Raw genomic sequence first — 12964 nt, forward strand, 5'->3', positions numbered from 1 at the left:
GCTGCTCGTCACGCACAACGTCATCGAGGCCGAGACCGTGCTCGACCGGGTCGCGCTCGGCGCGGGCGGCGGGCGCGGCCAGGCCGCGCAGCCGGGCGGTGGTCTCGGCGGCAAGCGCGACGGTCAGGTCGTCGAGCGCCGTGGACTCCTGGCCGAGGTACGCCAGCAGCCGCGCGGCCAGCTCCGGGCGGCGTACGAGGTCGTGGCCGAACAGCTCGATGCCGCCGGAGTCGGGGCGCAGCAGGCCGGTGAGCTGGCGGACGAGGGTGGACTTGCCGGCGCCGTTGGGGCCGAGCAGGCCGAAGATCTCGCCAGCGTGGATGTCGAGGTCGACGCCGTCGCAGGCCCGTACGGGCCCGGGGGGCGCTTCGGAGGCGTCGGAGCCGGCGGCGGCCGCGGGCGTCGCCGCGCCGCTCCTGCGGCCGGTCCCGCGCCCCGCGGAGCGCCGTAGCCGCTTCGCGCGGGGGGCGGGGTAGGTCTTCACGAGATCGCGCACGGCACACACCACCGTGCCCGGCCGGGTGGGGGTCCCGGCCGGGGCCGGACCCGCCGCTTCGGTGCGCGTACTCACGAACTACGAGGGTACGCGGTGCCGAACGGCCGGGCCGTTGGGGGGAGGGCTGCGCGGAGCCTGGACGGATTCCGTGCACTCCGGTATGACCTGGACATGTCGAAAAAGACGCGCAAGCGCAAGTGGCGCACCCGCAAGGGCCGGGCCAACCACGGCCGCCGGCCCGCCTAGGGCCTGTGCCCTAGCGGGGCGCCTGCCTGGGGCGGGGGCGTTGCCGGCGGAGAGGCGGGCTTGTCGGAGGGGCGGCCTACCCTGGGGCGGGTGTGCGGGAGACGGCGGGGCGGCTCGGCGGGCGTCGCGTGGGACAGGCGCCGGGTCAGCGGCCGTCGCGTGCGATCGGGGCCACCACCGCGCCGGTCAGCTCCGCCAGCACCGTCGGCGCCAGCTCCACCTCCAGCCCGCGCCGCCCCGCCGAGACGCAGACCGTCGGCCGCCCGGCGGCCGAGGAGTCGAGCACCGTCGGCAGCCGCTTGCGCTGGCCCAGCGGGGAGATGCCGCCGCGGACGTAGCCCGTGGTGCGCTCGGCATGCGCCGGGTCCGCCAGTACGGCCTTCTTGCCGCCGGCCGCCGCGGCCAGCGCCTTGAGGTCCAGCGCGCCGGAGACCGGCACGATCGCCACGGTCAGCGCGCCGTCGACCTCGGCGACGAGGGTCTTGAAGACCCGGCCCGGGTCGACGCCGAGGGCCTCGGCCGCCTCCTCGCCGTACGACGCGGCGGCCGGGTCGTGGTCGTAGGCGTGGACGGTGAACTCGGCGCCGGCCTTCGTCAGCGCCACCGTGGCCGGGGTGGATCCGGTCTGCTTCTTCTTCGCCATACCGCTCAGTCGGGGCTCGTCAGTTGGGGCTCGTGGGGCTCCGGGTCAGGTCGACCGCGGGCAGCGACGGGAGCTTACCGAGCACCGCCGTCTCCCGCCGCAGGATTTTCAGCTCCGCCGACAGCCGCGCCGCCGTGTCCCGCGCCTGCAGGAGCTGCTGCTTCGACGGGGTGTCCAGCACCGCGGCGGCGGCGACGAGGTACGACAGCACCGACGGCTCGTCCGGCAGCTCCGTGGCGGCGCCCAGCGACCGTTCGCGGGCGCCGGCCAGCCGCTTCTGGTACGCCCGGAAGGCCCGTACGACCGCCGCGGACAGCACGCCCGCGCCCTCGCCCGACGGCTCCGGCAGCGCCTCGACCTCGCCGGTCAGGTACTCGCCCGAGGCGTCCACCGACAGCAGCCGGAACCGGCGGGTGCCGGTGACCAGCACCTCGTACCCGCCGTTGTCCTTCTCCCGGATCGTCGCCGCGTCCGCGACGCAGCCGACGCCGTAGAACGCCTGCATCGGGTCGGCGCCGAAGCCGGCCGCCGGCCCCCGCCGGGGCCGCGCGGTCTGGTCCGGCAGACCGGGCCCGGTGGGCGCGACCTCGCGGCCGTCGCGGATCGCCACCACGCCGAACCGCCGCTCCGCCTCGGGCAGCTTGCGCAGGTCGCGCATCAGCGCCCGGTACCGCTCCTCGAACACGTTCAAGGGCATGACGAGGCCCGGGAACAGCACCGCGTTCAGCGGGAAGAGGGGCAGGCGTGCGGTGGTCACAGGCGGATCCTAACGGTCCCGACCGGTACCTCACTGACGGCGCAGCGTACGGGAGACGCCGGCCGCCACCGTGGTGGCGAGCACCCAGCCGGCGAGCACGAGCACCGCGGCCGTCCACTGGTAATGCCCCGACTGGTGCCAGGCGTTGTCCTGGCCCAGGTCGATGACGGGCAGCAGCAGGTCGAGCACGTAGAGCGGCGGGTTCCACTCCGGTCCCTCGCCTGGGCGCAGCTCGCGCGGCTCCTGCTGCGCGAAGTACAGCGAACCGACCGCCCACAGCACCGCCATCCACACCACGGCGCGGGTGGGGCGGTAGCCGTAGGCGACCGTCCAGTCCTGCACGAGGCCCCACGCCTTGCCGCCCACCGCCAGCGTCTCGCGCTCGCGGCGGTGCTTGGCGAGCATGACCTCGCGGGCGTCGTGGTCCTCGCCGTGGTTGCGCAGGACGCCGGCCAGCAGCTCGTACGGCTCGGGGGAGAACTCCGGGGTGGCGGCCTCCACCCACTCCAGGCGGTGCACCAGCGGGAAGGCGCCGACCGGGATGAGGTGCTCGTAGAAGAAGCCGGCCATCGCCAGCCGGCCGGGTCCTGGCCAGCTCGTGTACCTGTCGCGGAGGTTGACGACCCGGGTGCCGGAGAGCACGACCTTTCCGCCCTCCGGCTCGCGCCCCATGAACCGCAGCTCCGGCGTCTGGATCCGGCGCATGGACATCTCCTGCTCCGGGTCCATGACGAAGCGCGCGCCGTCGAGGTCGACCGAGTCGCCGAACCGGCCGTCGTCCAGCCGCAGCCCGCCGTGGCACTCGAACCGCTGCATCCGCGTGCCGCGCGGCGGGGTGTGGCCGCTGATGCCGTACGGGGGCGTGGCCCCGCCCGTCGCGGCCTCCGGCACCGCCGCGGGCGCCATGTGCAGCGAGCGCTCCACGGTCAGCTGCGGCGCGTTCAGCGCGCGCTTGCCGTACGGGTTGCGCAGGACGCTGCCGCTGAGGTTCAGCGAGACGCCGACGGTGGCGCCGCGCAGCCGCACCTCGCCGTGTGCCTGCAGCAGGTCGGCCTGCAGGTCCTGGCCGACGTTGATGCCGTCCGCGGACACGGCCACCCCGCGCCGGTCCCGGCCGACGGTGAGCTGGCTGAGCAGCAGGTCGGTGCCTATCTGCGCGTCGGTCAGCCGTATGCCGCCGTCCACCGTGCAGCGCGGCATGTGCATGTCGCCGCCGGTCGTCAGGCGGGCCGCCTCCAGCCGCGGGACGGAGCACTCCACCAGGCGCAGCGTGGTGAAGGAGCACTCCGGCAGCAGCACCTCGTTCTCGAAGCGGCAGTTGCGCAGTTCCACGTAGGGATCGACGTGGCCGCCGGAGAGGTCGAGCGTGCCGGTGACGAACGCGCCGGCCAGCTTCAGCGACGACACCCGGCCGGGACGGGCCGGTGGGCCGTGCAGCAGCAGGCGGGCGAGGAGGGAGGCGCGCACGCCGCGCTCCGGGCCCCAGACGTGCAGTCCCGCCGGGTCGTTCTGCGCGGGGTCGCGCGAGCGCAGATCGTATGTCGCTCCCTCCTGGAAGGCCTCCCACAGCCCCCGCTCCGTCACCGAAAGGTCCTCGGGCAGCTCCGCCCGGTCCTGCTGTGCAGCGGTCAACGACACGCTCCCCTGGTCAGCCCGCGTCCGTCCCGTACGGCTCTGATTCCCCTCGGGACGGCACACTGAACGCTAGTACCACGTACTGACAGTGACGATTTCGCGGTCCAGCCTGTGGACAACCGGGCCGTGGGCCCCGGCTGTCTGAGAGACTTGGGCATGTGATCTCCCGAATCGATCTGCGCGGCTCCGCCGCCGCTTCCGACGCAGGCGGCGGCATCGACCGCGACCTGCTGCCCCGTGCCGAGCTGGACGTCGAGGCCGCCCTGGAGAAGGTGCGGCCCCTGTGCGAGGACGTCCGGCATCGCGGCACGGCGGCGGTGATCGATATCACACAGCGTTTCGACGGCGTGACCCTGGAGCGGCTGCGGGTGCCCGGGGAGGCGCTGCGGCGCGCGCTGGACGAGCTGGATCCGAAGGTGCGCGCGGCGCTGGAGGAGTCCGTCAGCCGCGCCCGCACCGTCCACCGCGCGCAGCGCCGGAGCGACGCGACGGTGCGGGTCGTCCCCGGCGGGACGGTCACGGAGCGCTGGGTGCCGGTCGACCGCGTCGGGCTGTACGTGCCCGGCGGCCAGGCGGTGTACCCGTCATCGGTGGTCATGAACGTGGTGCCGGCCCAGGAGGCGGGCGTGCCGTCGCTGGCGGTCTCCTCGCCCCCGCAGCAGGACGTGCCGAACGCGTGGGGCGCCGGCCTGCCGCACCCGACGATCCTGGCCGCCTGCGCCCTGCTCGGCGTGGACGAGGTGTACGCCGCCGGCGGTGCGCAGGCCGTCGCCATGTTCGCGTACGGCACGGCGGAGTGCGCCCCGGTCCAGTTGGTCACCGGCCCCGGGAACGTGTACGTGGCCGCCGCCAAGCGCCTGCTGAAGGGCCGTATCGGCATCGACGCCGAGGCCGGGCCCACCGAGATCGCCGTCCTCGCCGACGACACCGCCGACCCCGCGCACGTCGCCGCCGACCTCATCAGCCAGGCCGAGCACGACGAGCTGGCCGCCGCCGTCCTCGTCACGCCCTCCGAGCGGCTCGCCGAGGCCGTCGAGGCGGAGCTGAAGACGCAGGTGGCCGCCACCCGCCACGTGGCGCGGATCACCGCCGCGCTCGGCGGCCGGCAGTCCGGCATCGTGCTCGTGGACGACCTGGAGGCCGGCCTGCGCGTCGTCGACGCCTACGCCGCCGAGCACCTGGAGATCCAGACCGCCGACGCCGCCGCGCTCGCCGCCCGGGTGCGCAACGCCGGCGCGGTCTTCGTCGGCCCGTACGCCCCCGTCTCCCTCGGGGACTACTGCGCCGGCTCCAACCACGTGCTGCCCACGGGCGGCTGCGCCTGCCACTCCTCCGGACTGTCCGTGCAGTCCTTCCTCAAGGGCATCCACGTCGTGGACTACTCCCGCGACGCCCTCGCCGAGGTCGCGGCGCACGTCGTCAACCTCGCGGAGGCCGAGGACCTGCCCGCCCACGGGGCAGCGCTGAAGGCCCGTTTCGCCGGAGGCGAACCAGACCGGCACAGCGCGTGGAAGGTGCCGCAGCCGTGACCGCGATCGACGACCTGCCGGTCCGCGCGGAGCTGCGCGGCACGTCCCCGTACGGGGCGCCCCAGCTCGACGTGGCCGTCCGGCTGAACACCAACGAGAACCCGTACCCGCTGCCCGAGCCCCTGGTCCGGCGCATCGCCGAGCGCGTCACCGAGGCCGCCCGCCACCTCAACCGCTACCCCGACCGGGACGCGACCGAGCTGCGCACCGAGCTGGCGCGCTACCTGTCACGCACCGCCGGGCACGAGGTGGGCACCGCGAACGTGTGGGCGGCGAACGGCTCCAACGAGGTCATCCAGCAGCTGCTGCAGACCTTCGGCGGCCCCGGCCGCACCGCCATCGGCTTCGAACCGTCGTACTCGATGCACGGCCTGATCTCCCGCGGCACGGGCACCGGCTGGATCTCCGGCCCGCGGCGCGCGGACTTCACCATCGACACCGACGCCGCTGCGCACGCCATCGCCGAGCACCGCCCCGACGTGGTGTTCGTCTGCTCGCCGAACAACCCCACCGGCACCGCCGTCGGGCCCGAGACCGTCCTCAGGCTCTACGAGGCCGCGCAGGCGGCCAAGCCGTCGATGCTCGTCGTGGACGAGGCGTACGGCGAGTTCAGCCACCGCCCGTCGCTGCTGCCGCTGATCGAGGGCCGCCCGCGGCTCGTCCTCACCCGCACGATGTCCAAGGCGTTCGGCGCCGCCGGCCTGCGGCTGGGCTATCTCGCCGCCGACCCCGCCGTGGTCGACGCGGTCCAGCTCGTCCGGCTGCCGTACCACCTGTCCGCCGTCACCCAGGCCACCGCGCTCGCCGCCCTGGAGCACACCGATACGCTGCTCCAGTACGTCGAACAGCTCAAGCAGGAGCGGGACCGGCTGGTCTCGGAGCTGACCGCGCTCGGCTGCGAGGTCACCGGGTCCGACGCCAACTTCGTCCAGTTCGGCCGCTTCCCGGACGCGCACGCCGCGTGGGGGCGGCTGCTGGCGGCGGGCGTCCTGGTCCGCGACAACGGCGTGCCCGGTTTCCTGCGCGTCAGCACAGGCACCCCGGCCGAGAACGACGCGTTCCTCGATGCGGTACGCGCGCTGAAGAAGGAGAGCAACTCATGACCCGCGTGGGCCGCGTCGAGCGCACCACGAAGGAGACCTCGGTCGTCGTCGAGCTGAACCTCGACGGCCGGGGCGAGGTCTCCGTGTCGACAGGCGTCGGCTTCTTCGACCACATGCTCGACCAGCTGGGCCGCCACGGCCTCTTCGACCTCACCGTCAAGACCGACGGTGACCTGCACATCGACAGCCACCACACCATGGAGGACACCGCGCTGGCCCTGGGCGCCGCCTTCCGGCAGGCCCTCGGCGACAAGCGCGGCATCGTGCGGTTCGCCGACGCCTCCGTGCCGCTGGACGAGTCGCTGGCCCAGGTCACCGTGGACCTGTCCGGCCGGCCGTACCTGGTGCACGCCGAACCCGAGGGCATGGCCCCGATGATCGGTGCGGACTACGACACGACGATGACGCGGCACATCCTGGAGTCGTTCGTCGCCCAGGCGCAGATCGCGCTGCACGTCCGCGTCCCGTACGGGCGCAACGCGCACCACATCGTGGAGTGCCAGTTCAAGGCCCTCGCCCGCGCCCTGCGCTACGCCGCGGAGATCGATCCGCGGCAGACCGGCATCCCCTCGACCAAGGGCGCCCTGTAATGAACGGCCTGTCGATACTGCTGCTCTTCGTGGGGCTCTTCCTGCTCGGCGGGGTCATCTCCTTCGTCAAGCAGGGCCAGTCGAAGAACGTGATCGCCGTGCTCGCCGTCGGCTCCGCGATGGCGCTCGCCGCCGGCATCCTGCGGCTGGGGGTGTGGGGTTGACCGACAGCGCCGCCTCCCCCGCCCCCGCCGTGCCGGCCGCCCGCCGCGGCGCGGAGCACGGCGGGCGCAAGAGCGTCGTCGTCTTCGACTACGGCTTCGGCAACGTCCGCTCCGCCGAGCGCGCCGTCGCCCGCGCCGGCGCCCGGGTGGAGATCACCGGCAACTACGACCGGGCCATGGCCGCCGACGGCCTGCTGGTGCCCGGCGTCGGCGCCTTCGCCGCCTGCATGGGCGGGCTGCGGGAAGCCCGCGGCGACTGGGTCGTCGAGCGCCGGCTCGCCGGCGGCCGGCCCGTGCTGGGCATCTGCGTCGGCATGCAGATCCTCTTCGAGCGCGGCGTCGAGCACGGCGTCCGGACCGACGGCATGGGCGAGTGGCCCGGCACGGTCGAGGCGCTGCAGGCCGACGTCGTACCGCACATGGGCTGGAACACCGTCGACATCGCGGCCGGCTCCCGGATGTTCGCGGGCGTCGACGCCGGGGAGCGCTTCTACTTCGTCCACTCCTACGCCGCCCGCCGCTGGGAGCTGGAGGTGCACAACCCGCGCATCGCCCCGCCCGCCGTCACCTGGAGCACCCACGGCGAGCCGTTCGTCGCCGCCGTCGAGAACGGCCCGCTGTGGGCCGCCCAGTTCCACCCCGAGAAGTCCGGCGACGCCGGCGCCCAGCTGCTCAAGAACTGGATCGAGACCCTCTGATGACGTCCCGCGACACCCCCGCCGCCCTGGAGCTGCTCCCCGCCGTCGACGTCCGCGACGGCCAGGCCGTACGCCTCGTGCACGGCGAGTCCGGCACCGAGACCGGCTACGGCGACCCGCTGGACGCCGCCCTGACCTGGCAGCGCGCCGGCGCCGAGTGGCTGCACCTCGTCGACCTCGACGCCGCCTTCGGCACCGGCGACAACCGCGCCCGGATCGGCGAGGTCGTCCGGTCGATGGACATCAAGGTCGAGCTGTCCGGCGGCATCCGCGACGACGACTCCCTGGCCGCCGCCCTCGCCACCGGCTGCACCCGGGTCAACCTCGGCACCGCCGCCCTGGAGTCCCCGGAGTGGGTCGCCAAGGTCATCGCCGAGCACGGCGAGCGCGTCGCCGTCGGCCTCGACGTCCGCGGCACCACGCTGCGCGGCCGCGGCTGGACACGCGACGGCGGCGACCTGTTCGAGACGCTGGCGCGCCTCGACGCCGAGGGCTGCGCGCGCTACGTCGTCACCGACATCAACAAGGACGGCACCCTCCAGGGCCCCAACCTGCGGCTCCTGCGCGACGTCTGCGCCGCCACCGACCGGCCGGTCGTCGCCTCCGGCGGCGTCTCCTCCCTTGACGACCTGCGGGCCATCGCCACGCTGGTCCCCGAGGGCGTCGAGGGTGCGATCGTGGGCAAGGCGCTCTACGCGAAGGCGTTCACCATGGAAGAGGCGTTGGAGGCGGTGTCCTGATGGCCGGTGGCGGCGTACGTCGTATCTCGTCCGGTGCTCCCTGGGAAGAGGAGTTCGGCTACTCGCGCGCGGTGGAGCTGCCGAACGGCCTCGTGCTGGTGGCCGGCTGCACGTCCGTGGTCAACGGCGTGATCTCCGGTGAGGGCGACCCGCACGCCCAGGCCATGAATGCCTTCGCGGTCGCCTTCGGGGCGCTGAAGCAGGTCGGCCTGGAGCGCGAGGACGTCGTGCGCACCCGGATGTTCCTCACCCACGCCCGCGACGTGGAGGCGGTCGGCCGGGCGCACAAGGAGCTGTTCGACGCCATCCGCCCGGCCGCGTCGCTGATCATCGTCTCCGGCTTCGTCGACCCCCGGCTGGTCGTCGAGGTCGAGGTCGAGGCGTACCGCCCCGGCGGCTCCGGGGAAGCGGGCGGCGCATGACTCTGGCGGTACGGGTCATCCCCTGTCTGGACGTGGACGGCGGCCGGGTCGTCAAGGGCGTCAACTTCCGCAATCTGCGCGACGCCGGCGACCCCGTCGAGATGGCCCGGGTGTACGACGCGGAGGGCGCCGACGAGCTGACCTTCCTCGACATCACCGCGTCCGCCGGCGACCGCGAGACGACGTACGAGATGGTGCGCCGCACGGCGGAGCAGGTCTTCATCCCGCTCACCGTCGGCGGCGGCGTGCGCACGGCGGCGGACGTGGACCGGCTGCTGCGGGCGGGCGCCGACAAGGTGGGCGTGAACACCGCGGCGATCGCCCGGCCGGAGCTGATCCGCGAGATCGCCGAGCGCTTCGGCAGCCAGGTGCTGGTGCTGTCGGCGGACGCGCGGCGGTGCGGCCCGGACGGCCCGGCGACGCCGTCGGGGTTCGAGGTGACGACGCACGGCGGGCGGCGCGGCACCGGCCTCGACGCCGTCGAGTGGGCGTGGCGGGCCGCGGAGCTGGGGGCGGGGGAGATCCTGCTCAACTCCATGGACGCGGACGGCACGAAGGACGGCTACGACACGGAGATGATCGCCGCCGTACGCAAGCAGGTGACGATTCCCGTCGTCGCCAGCGGCGGCGCGGGCCGTCTTGACCACTTCCCGCCGGCGGTCGACGCGGGTGCGGACGCGGTGCTGGCGGCGTCGGTGTTCCACTTCGGGGACCTGCGGATCGGCGAGGTGAAGGAGACGCTGCGCGCGGCGGGCTGTGCGGTGCGGGGGACGTCGGCGCAGCGCGGCTGAGCGGGGCCGGCGTCCGCGGCGCGGCTCAGCCGGAGTGCAGCACCCGGAAGCGGCCCGGCTCCGCCGGATCCCGGTCGACGACCTGCACCGGCGGCCAGGCCCACTGCCACACGCCGGTCTCGGGCACCCGGGAGAACCGGATCGGCCCGCGGGTGCCGTCGACCGCGACGTCCGCCCAGGCCGCGGCGGTACGCGCCCGGTCCACCCCGCGGGTACGCAGCACCTCGGCGAGGACGGCGACGGTGTCGTAGCCCTCGAAGGCGACGAACGACGGCGCCTCGCCCAGCCGGTCGCGCAGCGCCGCCCCGACGCGGGCGCCGAGCGGCGGGAGGCGTTCGGGCAGGTAGCGCAGGAACGGGACCGCGGCGCCCGCGGCGCCCAGCAGTGCCGCCCACTCGGCGAACTCCGGCTGCCCGGCCGGGGCGCCGACCAGGGTCCCGGTCAGGCGCGGGTCGCGGCGTACGGACCGGACGAGCGGCACCGCCGGCTCCGGGTGGCCGACGAGCAGCAGGAGGGCCGTCGCGCCGCCGCCGGCGAGCGCGTCGCACACGGCCGCGGGGCTGAGCGCGTCCGCGTCCAGCTCGGTCACCGTGCCGCCGTGCGGGGCGAGCCGGTCGCGCAGGATGCGGGTCCCGGCCGCCCAGTACGCGCTGGGCCGGGTCGCCACGGCGACGCGGCGGTGGCCCGCGCCGAGGAGGTGGTCCGCGTAGAGCCGCCAGCCGTGGGACTGCGCCGGCGCGATCCGCGCGACCCCGTCGGCGGGCCGCTCGGTGAGCGCGTCGAGGACCGCCGAGGAGCACAGGAACGGCACGCCGAGGCGGGCGGCCCGTTCGGCGGCGGCGCGGGCGACGACGCTGTGGTACTCGCCCGCCAGCGCGGCGACGCCCAGCCCGGCCAGCTCCTCGACGGCCGCCGCGGCCCGCCGCGGGTCGGCGGCGGTGTCGCGCACCAGCAGCTCAAGCGGGCGTCCGGCGATCCCGCCGGCGTCGTTGACCGCGCGGGCGGCCAGGTCGAGCCCGGCGACCAGATGGCGGCCGGCCTCGGCCCAGCCGGGCCGGGTGAGCGGGGCGAGGGCGCCGATGCGTACGGGGTCGGGCTCGTCTCGCCGCTGCGGGCGCGCCTGGCTGATCATGCCGGTCATTGCACCGGGCGACGCGGTCGGCGGCAACCGGTTATCGGCCCGTGAGACGGGGTGCCGGACCCCGGTACCGGCCTGCGGGACGGGCTGCCGGGCCCGCCACCGGCCTACGCGACGGGCAGCCCGGCCGGCGGCGCATCCGCCACCGCCGGTGCCGCCGCGCCGCGCCCCGTCCCCGCCGGTGCCACCCCGTCGGCCGCCACCCCAGCCCCCGCCGGTGTCCCCGCCAGCGCCGCCACCAGCCGGTCCACCTGCCGCAGCGACGCCGCCAGCACCGCGTCCGGGTCCCGCGCGTGCGCCACCGCCATCGCGCACTCGCACAGCGCCCCGAAGACCACCGACGCCATCGCGTCCAGCTCCACCGCCTCCACCGCCTCCACCGCGGACACCGGGCCCTCCCCGTCCGCGCGGACCGCCCGCGCCAGCCCGCTCCGCGTCATCGCCCGGCAGTCCGCCTGCACCTCGCGCATCACCGCCCAGCCCAGCGCGCCCGGCGCGTCGAGCAGCGTGATCCGCTGGGTGCCGGGCTCGATCGAGCCGGTGAGAAACGCGCGCTGGCCCGCGCGCAGCCCGTCCCACGGGTCCGGGCAGGCGCGGAACGCGTCGGCGATGGCGCCGCGCAGCCGGTGCTGTTCGGCCTCGTAGACGGCGCGGAAGAGGGACCGCTTGTTGCGGAAGTGGTGGTAGAGCGCGCCCTTCGTGATGCCCGCCTGGGCGCAGATCGCGTCGAGGGAAGCGGCGGCGTAGCCGTCCCGGGCGAAGTGTGCGCGGGCGGCGCCGACCAGGTCCTTCGTCGTCGCCGCCGTGCGCTCCTGCTGCGTTCTGCGGGTCTCCATGCGCGCATTGTAGGCGGGCGTACGCTGTACATACGTACTTCCGGTATGTAACTCTGCAGGGGCCAGCGCGAGGAGCGAGAAGGGACCGCCGCCCATGACCACCACCGCAGTCGTCGTCGACGCCGTCCGCACGGCCTCGGGCAAGGGCAAGCCCGGCGGCGCCCTGTCCGGCGTCCACTCCGTCGACCTGCTGGCCGAGGTGCTCCGCGCGCTCGTCGACCGCAGCGGACTCGACCCCGGGCTGCTCGACGACGTGATCGCCGGCTGCGTCACCCAGGCCGCCGACCAGTCGTTCAACGTCGCCCGCAACGCCGTCCTCGCCGCCGGCCTCCCCGAGTCCGTGCCGGGCACCACCGTCGACCGCCAGTGCGGCTCGTCCCAGCAGGCCGCCCACTTCGCGGCGCAGGGGGTCATGGCCGGGGCGTACGACATCGCCGTGGCCGCCGGCGTCGAGTCGATGAGCCGGGTGCCGATGGGCACGGCCGCCGTCGGGCGGGACCCGTTCGGCGACCGCCTCGCCGCCCGCTACCCCGGCGGGCTCATCGCCCAGGGCCACTCCGCGGAGCTGATCACGGCGCGGTGGGGGCTGGGGCGTACGGAGCTGGACGCGTTCGCGGAGCGCTCGCACCGGCTGGCGGCACGGGCCTGGGAGAACGGCGTCTTCCACGCGGACGTCGTGCCCGTGGGGGAGCACCGCAGGGACGAGACCGTACGGCCGTCGACCTCCCTGGACGGGCTCGCCGCGCTCAAGCCGTCCTTCTACGACCCGGCCGTCGCCGAGCGCTTCCCCGAGATCGGCTGGCACCTCACACCCGGCAACTCCTCGCCGCTCACGGACGGGGCGTCCGCCGTGCTGATCATGAGCGAGGAGCGGGCGGCGGAGCTGGGCCTCACCCCGCGGGCGCGGTTCCACTCCTTCGCGGTGACCGGCGACGACCCGGTGCTGATGCTGATGGGCGTCGTGCCGGCGACGCGGAAGGTGCTGGCGAAGGCGGGGCTCACGGTGGCCGACATCGACGCCTTCGAGGTGAACGAGGCGTTCGCGCCGGTCCCGCTGGCGTGGCAGCGCGACGTGGGCGCCGACCCGGAGCGGGTCAACGTCCACGGCGGCGCGATCGCCCTGGGCCACGCGCTGGGCGCGTCGGGGACGCGGCTGCTGGGGACGCTGCTGGGCGC

General features: G+C 75.0%; 15 protein-coding genes. 9 read left to right on the forward strand and 6 right to left on the reverse strand.

Translation table 11 applies throughout. The features are described from left to right. The 4 genes from ABD317_RS25155 to ABD317_RS25170 all read right to left on the reverse strand — a co-directional run. A partial coding sequence (locus ABD317_RS25155) for an ATP-binding cassette domain-containing protein (protein ID WP_344292233.1) occupies nucleotides 1-496 on the reverse strand: 496 nt, incomplete at its 3' end. 391 nt (nucleotides 497-887) lie between these two features. Beyond that, complete coding sequence (gene ybaK, locus ABD317_RS25160; protein ID WP_027756788.1) at nucleotides 888-1385, reverse strand: Cys-tRNA(Pro) deacylase; 498 nt, start codon at nucleotides 1383-1385, stop codon at nucleotides 888-890. Nucleotides 1386-1404: 19 nt separating this feature from the next. Continuing rightward, nucleotides 1405-2142 carry an LON peptidase substrate-binding domain-containing protein gene (locus tag ABD317_RS25165; RefSeq protein ID WP_027756789.1) on the reverse strand — a complete coding sequence of 246 codons (738 nt, stop codon included), beginning with the start codon at nucleotides 2140-2142 and terminating at the stop codon, nucleotides 1405-1407. Nucleotides 2143-2172: 30 nt separating this feature from the next. Next, nucleotides 2173-3774 (reverse strand): oxidoreductase, encoded by a 1602-nt coding sequence (locus ABD317_RS25170; RefSeq protein WP_344292236.1) that lies wholly within the window; start codon nucleotides 3772-3774, stop codon nucleotides 2173-2175. Between the two features lie 161 nt (nucleotides 3775-3935). On the opposite strand from ABD317_RS25170, the gene hisD reads away from it, so the two are divergent. The 8 genes from hisD to hisF are packed head-to-tail and all read left to right on the forward strand — an operon-like array spanning nucleotide 3936 to nucleotide 9814. After that, on the forward strand, nucleotides 3936-5306 hold the full coding sequence (gene hisD, locus ABD317_RS25175) for a histidinol dehydrogenase (RefSeq protein ID WP_344292238.1): 1371 nt from the start codon (nucleotides 3936-3938) through the stop codon (nucleotides 5304-5306). Beyond that, nucleotides 5303-6409, forward strand: coding sequence for a histidinol-phosphate transaminase (locus tag ABD317_RS25180; protein WP_344292240.1), 1107 nt, complete (start codon nucleotides 5303-5305; stop codon nucleotides 6407-6409). The genes hisD and ABD317_RS25180 overlap by 4 nt, the downstream gene beginning before the upstream one ends. Then, nucleotides 6406-6999 carry an imidazoleglycerol-phosphate dehydratase HisB gene (hisB, locus tag ABD317_RS25185; protein ID WP_027756793.1) on the forward strand — a complete coding sequence of 198 codons (594 nt, stop codon included), beginning with the start codon at nucleotides 6406-6408 and terminating at the stop codon, nucleotides 6997-6999. Before ABD317_RS25180 ends, hisB begins: the two co-directional genes overlap by 4 nt. Next, a complete protein-coding gene (locus ABD317_RS25190; RefSeq protein WP_027756794.1) occupies nucleotides 6999-7163 on the forward strand; it encodes a hypothetical protein in 165 nt (54 codons plus the stop codon). The genes hisB and ABD317_RS25190 overlap by 1 nt, the downstream gene beginning before the upstream one ends. 29 nt (nucleotides 7164-7192) lie before the next feature. Beyond that, on the forward strand, nucleotides 7193-7861 hold the full coding sequence (hisH, locus tag ABD317_RS25195) for an imidazole glycerol phosphate synthase subunit HisH (protein WP_344292253.1): 669 nt from the start codon (nucleotides 7193-7195) through the stop codon (nucleotides 7859-7861). Beyond that, complete coding sequence (priA, locus tag ABD317_RS25200) at nucleotides 7861-8601, forward strand: bifunctional 1-(5-phosphoribosyl)-5-((5-phosphoribosylamino)methylideneamino)imidazole-4-carboxamide isomerase/phosphoribosylanthranilate isomerase PriA (protein WP_344292243.1); 741 nt, start codon at nucleotides 7861-7863, stop codon at nucleotides 8599-8601. The genes hisH and priA overlap by 1 nt, the downstream gene beginning before the upstream one ends. Beyond that, nucleotides 8601-9023, forward strand: coding sequence for a Rid family hydrolase (locus ABD317_RS25205; RefSeq protein WP_027756797.1), 423 nt, complete (start codon nucleotides 8601-8603; stop codon nucleotides 9021-9023). The genes priA and ABD317_RS25205 overlap by 1 nt, the downstream gene beginning before the upstream one ends. Next, nucleotides 9020-9814 (forward strand): imidazole glycerol phosphate synthase subunit HisF, encoded by a 795-nt coding sequence (hisF, locus tag ABD317_RS25210; RefSeq protein ID WP_344292245.1) that lies wholly within the window; start codon nucleotides 9020-9022, stop codon nucleotides 9812-9814. Before ABD317_RS25205 ends, hisF begins: the two co-directional genes overlap by 4 nt. 25 nt (nucleotides 9815-9839) lie before the next feature. Here hisF and ABD317_RS25215 read toward each other — a convergent pair whose 3' ends face one another. Next, on the reverse strand, nucleotides 9840-10955 hold the full coding sequence (locus tag ABD317_RS25215; RefSeq protein WP_344292247.1) for an ABC transporter substrate-binding protein: 1116 nt from the start codon (nucleotides 10953-10955) through the stop codon (nucleotides 9840-9842). A gap of 104 nt (nucleotides 10956-11059) precedes the next feature. Then, nucleotides 11060-11788 carry a TetR/AcrR family transcriptional regulator gene (locus tag ABD317_RS25220; protein WP_344292249.1) on the reverse strand — a complete coding sequence of 243 codons (729 nt, stop codon included), beginning with the start codon at nucleotides 11786-11788 and terminating at the stop codon, nucleotides 11060-11062. 94 nt (nucleotides 11789-11882) lie between these two features. Here ABD317_RS25220 and ABD317_RS25225 point away from each other — a divergent pair. Further along, nucleotides 11883-12964 (forward strand): thiolase family protein (locus ABD317_RS25225; protein ID WP_344292251.1); only part of this gene is annotated, 1082 nt, incomplete at its 3' end.

Source organism: Streptomyces synnematoformans (assembly GCF_039531005.1).
GTDB classification, from domain to species: domain Bacteria; phylum Actinomycetota; class Actinomycetes; order Streptomycetales; family Streptomycetaceae; genus Streptomyces; species Streptomyces synnematoformans.

Bases quoted from the DNA above. Each gene is read 5' to 3' on its own strand.
- priA (WP_344292243.1), top strand. From the start codon at position 7,861: ATGACGTCCCGCGACACCCCCGCCGCCCTGGAGCTGCTCCCCGCCGTC.
- ABD317_RS25190 (WP_027756794.1), top strand. From the start codon at position 6,999: ATGAACGGCCTGTCGATACTGCTGCTCTTCGTGGGGCTCTTCCTGCTC.
- ABD317_RS25205 (WP_027756797.1), top strand. From the start codon at position 8,601: ATGGCCGGTGGCGGCGTACGTCGTATCTCGTCCGGTGCTCCCTGGGAA.
- ABD317_RS25215 (WP_344292247.1), bottom strand. From the start codon at position 10,955: ATGACCGGCATGATCAGCCAGGCGCGCCCGCAGCGGCGAGACGAGCCC.
- ybaK (WP_027756788.1), bottom strand. From the start codon at position 1,385: ATGGCGAAGAAGAAGCAGACCGGATCCACCCCGGCCACGGTGGCGCTG.
- ABD317_RS25220 (WP_344292249.1), bottom strand. From the start codon at position 11,788: ATGGAGACCCGCAGAACGCAGCAGGAGCGCACGGCGGCGACGACGAAG.
- hisB (WP_027756793.1), top strand. From the start codon at position 6,406: ATGACCCGCGTGGGCCGCGTCGAGCGCACCACGAAGGAGACCTCGGTC.
- hisF (WP_344292245.1), top strand. From the start codon at position 9,020: ATGACTCTGGCGGTACGGGTCATCCCCTGTCTGGACGTGGACGGCGGC.